Genomic DNA, 3,776 nt, shown 5'->3' with positions numbered 1-3,776 from the left:
CCCCCACGGTCCGCCCGTTCAACCCCGCTCCCGCCCCCGTCACGGCGTGCAATGTGGATGAATTCGTGGCCGAGCGCGTCGAACTCACAGCGGCGCAAGCCCTTGATTCCAATATGCTAAATGCCCTGCGCACGGATTTCCTCCGCCTCGTCGACACCCAGGCCGACGGAACCACCCAGATCCTGAAAACCCCGGATGGCCGAGACCTCACCATCCTCATCGAGCGCTCCACGACCCGCGAATCCAGCAAATCGACAGTCCGGACCATCGAATATACGGCCCAGCCAACCGATTCCGTCGTCCGCTTCGTCTCCGATGTTGTCCCGATGAAAGTCTCGGTCATGTGCCGCGATATCGCCTATGCCTTTCCGGGGCAGGAGCGCGGCCGGTTCGCGGCGTGCCAGGCGCCGGAAGGCGGGTGGGTTCTCGCGCGGGCGTCAGACACAAGCGCCCTGCCGCTCACCTGATTTCAGGCGCGAGTCGCGGCAGCCTCGCGGATGTGGCGCTGTGCCTTGCGGGTCAGGTGTTTCTCTATCACCTTGAAATTCTTGGTGTTTGACTTGAAGAAAAAGTCGAAAATATCGCCCAGGATCGGGATCGCGCCAATCACCGTATCGAACAGCAGGTTCCAGCCAATCTGGACCGCCGCGATCGGGTGCAGCTTCAGCCGGATCGCCGTGGCCAGCGCATAGGTGCCCGCGATTCCCGTGGCAACGTCTCCGGCAACTGGTATGAGACCGAGCAGCGAATCCACGCCGAACCGGACGCCCATGAACGAGAATTGCGAATCGAGCATCTGCGAAAACACGCCAAGCCGGCGCAGTTCCTCTTCCACGGTCCGCCCATTCTCCAGCCGCACGTTCAGATGGGCTTGATCGGCAATGTCCTTGGCCATGTTGGATTTCCTTCCGGCACTGCAGCCAAAGGATCGCACATCGCGTCAGGGACTCAAGCCGCGAGTTGCCGTCCGCCTCAAAGCCTGCTGAAACGCCCGTCATGAACAATACGCATGTCTACAAGCTGCTGACACTGCCCGATTGGGAGGCCGCCAAGGCCACCGGCGCGACGGCGACGGCGCTCGACCGGAAAGACCGTTACGTCCACCTCTCGGCGCGCAACAGCGTCGCCGAAACGGCCAGGCTGCACTATGCAGGGCAGAAGGACGTCCGGCTCCTGGAGTTCGCGATCACCGATCTTCCGCCGCTGAAATGGGAGCCGAGCCGAGGCGGAATCATGTTCCCGCATCTCTATGGCACCCTCGAAATCAAGCACGCCTGCCGTCAGTGGACGCTTGCGCAGGACCCTCATGGGATTCCTGTGCTGCCGGAGGATCTCTAGATGGGCCTCACGGATTTGGGCGTGAGCCTCGTCAAGCTGTTGCCCCCGGAAGCGGCCCACACGGCCACGATACGGGCGCTCGAAAAAGGGCTCGGTGCGCCCCTGCGTGCGCCCACATTCGACCCTGTCCTTGCGACCACGCTGCCGAAGGCCGGGCTGAAGCTCGCGGCCCCGGTCGGCCTGGCCGCCGGCTTCGACAAGAATTGCGAAGTGCCGTCGGCCATGGCCCGCTTTGGCTTCGGCTTCGTCGAATGCGGCACGGTCACGCCGCTGCCCCAGCCGGGAAACCCCAAACCGCGCCTGTTCCGCCTCAGCGAGGACCGGGCCGTGATCAACCGGATGGGTTTCAACAATTACGGTCTCGATTATTTCGTGCGGCGCCTGTCGAAATATCGCGCGCCGGTGCCGATCGGCGCGAATGTCGGCGCCAACAAGGACAGCACGGATCGTATCGCCGACTATGTGAAGGGTATCGAGGCCGTGGCGCCGCATGCCGTTTACGTCACCGTCAATATCTCGTCGCCCAATACGCCGGGATTGCGGGGCCTGCAGGACAAGGCTTCGCTTGAGGCATTGCTGTTGGCCTGCGGCGCGGCCGACCGTGCGGGAAAGCCTGTCTTCCTCAAGGTCGCGCCGGATCTCGATGCCGATGCGATCAAGGACATTGTCGGTGTGGTCCGCAACCAGGGCGCCTGGCTGTCCGGCCTGATCGTGTCGAATACGACGCTCGCCCGGCCTGACAGCCTGACCAGTCGCGACCGGGAACAGGCCGGCGGCCTGTCGGGCGCGCCGCTGATGGCACCATCGACCGAGATCCTGAAAGCCTTCGCGAAGGCGCTGAAGGGCGAATTCGACCTGATCGGCGCAGGCGGTATTTCCAGTGCAGCCGACGCCTATGCGAAAATCCGGGCCGGCGCGAACGCGGTGCAACTCTACTCGGCGCTGGTCTATTCCGGCCCGGGGCTGGTGGCGGATATCCACCGCGAGCTGGCCGTCCTGCTCAAGGCGGATGGTTTTACGTCGCTGGCACAGGCGGTCGGGACAGACCTCTGAACAGGCCGGGCACGAACCAGCCGAGCGCCGCAGCGCGATAGACATACATGGTCAGGAAAGCCACCCAGACGCCCGCATTGCCGAAGGCCGGGCGCAGCAACATGTCCGTCGTCAGGTATAGCAGGGCCGAGATGACGCCCGCCGTGCGCAGCGCCTTGCCCTGCGTGGTGCCAAGGAACAGGCCGTCGAGTTGCCACGCGGTGACGCCGAGTAGGGGAACGGCGGCGCAATAGGGCAGGAAATCCAGCGCTGCGCGGCGCGCCTCCGGGTCGGCGATGAAGGCCTCGATGACCCAACCGCCCCCGAAGAAATAGGCAAGGGCAAACACGGCGCCAAAGGCAAAGGCGAACTCCGATGTCAGCCGCATCGCCCGCGCAAGGCGCTTTCTGTCGGATGCACCATAGGCTTCGCCGGCCTCCTTTTCAGCCACGAAGGCAAAGCCATCGAGCACGAAGGCGGCGACGGTGATGAACTGTAGCAGGACTTCATTTCCCGCCGTGGCCGCCGTGCTGATCAGCGTGCCGGAACGCACGAACCAACCGAAACAGAATACGAGGGCCAATGTCCGGATCATGATGTCGCGATTGGCGGAAAAGAGCGCGGACAGTTTGGCCGGATCCATCAGGCGCGCAGGTGCCCGGAAGCCCTTGCGCACGAGGACAAGGCCGACAGCCAGTGCCGTCCACTCAGCAATTGCGGTGCCTGCGCCGATGCCTGTAGGGCCCAGGTCCAGTCCGGCGACAAACCACACGTCCAGTATGACGTTCACGCCGTTCAGGACGATCTGGACGGCAAGCATCTGCCCGGTCTTTCCGGTGCCCAGCAGCCAGCCTGTAATGCCCAAACCCATGAGATAGGCGGGGGCGCCGAAAATGCGGGCGTTGAAATAACCGGCGGCGAGGGATTCCACTTCGGCTGTGCCGGCAAAGGCCGCGAATGTGAGCCATCTGAGCAAAGGCGACAGCAGGAAGAGGCCAAGGCCGATCGCGCCGCCGAGCATCAGGGCGCGCAGCAGGATGGCGCGGACTTCAGGCCCGTCGCCCCGGCCATTGGCCTGCGCCGCGAGGCCCGTGGTCGACATGCGCAGGAAGCCGAATCCCCAATAGATAAAGCTGTATGCGACCGCAGCGATGGCGACGGCGGCAAGGTCTGCCTTGTCGCCGAACCGGCCCATGGCGGCCGTATCAACGATGCCCGTCGTGGCCGTGGCGGCCTGGGCCAGCACGATGGGAATCGCGAGGGAGAGGATTTTCCGGCGGGTGAGCATCGCGTTCCGGGCCTAGGCGAGCGCCTCGTAAAACGTGTGCGCAAAGGGCAGTGCGTACCATGCATAGAGGGGGGCGGTAAGGGCGAAACAGGCCAGCAGGAGGTGTGTGGTGCGGGGG

Annotated in this window: 5 protein-coding genes; 3 read left to right on the top strand and 2 right to left on the bottom strand. The window is 64.2% G+C overall.

Annotation, left to right across the window (positions count from 1 at the left end):
• The coding region (locus AADA04_RS05665) for a hypothetical protein (RefSeq protein WP_340692276.1) at window positions 1-467 on the top strand (467 nt) is incomplete at its 5' end.
• A 2-nt stretch (window positions 468-469) separates the two neighbouring features.
• Here AADA04_RS05665 and AADA04_RS05660 read toward each other — a convergent pair.
• Window positions 470-895, bottom strand: a complete 426-nt coding sequence (locus AADA04_RS05660; RefSeq protein WP_340692275.1) for a DUF4112 domain-containing protein — start codon at window positions 893-895, stop codon at window positions 470-472.
• Between the two features lie 101 nt (window positions 896-996).
• On the opposite strand from AADA04_RS05660, the gene AADA04_RS05655 reads away from it, so the two are divergent.
• Complete coding sequence (locus AADA04_RS05655) at window positions 997-1,338, top strand: DUF952 domain-containing protein (protein WP_340692274.1); 342 nt, start codon at window positions 997-999, stop codon at window positions 1,336-1,338.
• A complete protein-coding gene (locus AADA04_RS05650) occupies window positions 1,339-2,391 on the top strand; it encodes a quinone-dependent dihydroorotate dehydrogenase (RefSeq protein ID WP_340692273.1) in 1,053 nt (350 codons plus the stop codon).
• On the opposite strand, the gene AADA04_RS05645 is transcribed toward AADA04_RS05650, so the two are convergent.
• Window positions 2,354-3,658 (bottom strand): MATE family efflux transporter, encoded by a 1,305-nt coding sequence (locus AADA04_RS05645; RefSeq protein ID WP_340692272.1) that lies wholly within the window; start codon window positions 3,656-3,658, stop codon window positions 2,354-2,356. The genes AADA04_RS05650 and AADA04_RS05645 overlap by 38 nt on opposite strands.
• Window positions 3,659-3,776: the final 118 nt, after the last annotated feature.

The sequence above is a fragment of the Hyphomonas sp. genome, assembly GCF_037969335.1.
Classification (GTDB): domain Bacteria; phylum Pseudomonadota; class Alphaproteobacteria; order Caulobacterales; family Hyphomonadaceae; genus Hyphomonas.
Note: the sequence above shows the minus strand (reverse complement) of the source record. Positions and strands in the feature narration are given on the sequence as shown.

Excerpts from the sequence above, each read along its gene's own strand:
- AADA04_RS05660 (WP_340692275.1), bottom strand. The coding sequence starts at position 895 with ATGGCCAAGGACATTGCCGATCAAGCCCATCTGAACGTGCGGCTGGAG.
- AADA04_RS05655 (WP_340692274.1), top strand. The coding sequence starts at position 997 with ATGAACAATACGCATGTCTACAAGCTGCTGACACTGCCCGATTGGGAG.
- AADA04_RS05650 (WP_340692273.1), top strand. The coding sequence starts at position 1,339 with ATGGGCCTCACGGATTTGGGCGTGAGCCTCGTCAAGCTGTTGCCCCCG.
- AADA04_RS05645 (WP_340692272.1), bottom strand. The coding sequence starts at position 3,658 with ATGCTCACCCGCCGGAAAATCCTCTCCCTCGCGATTCCCATCGTGCTG.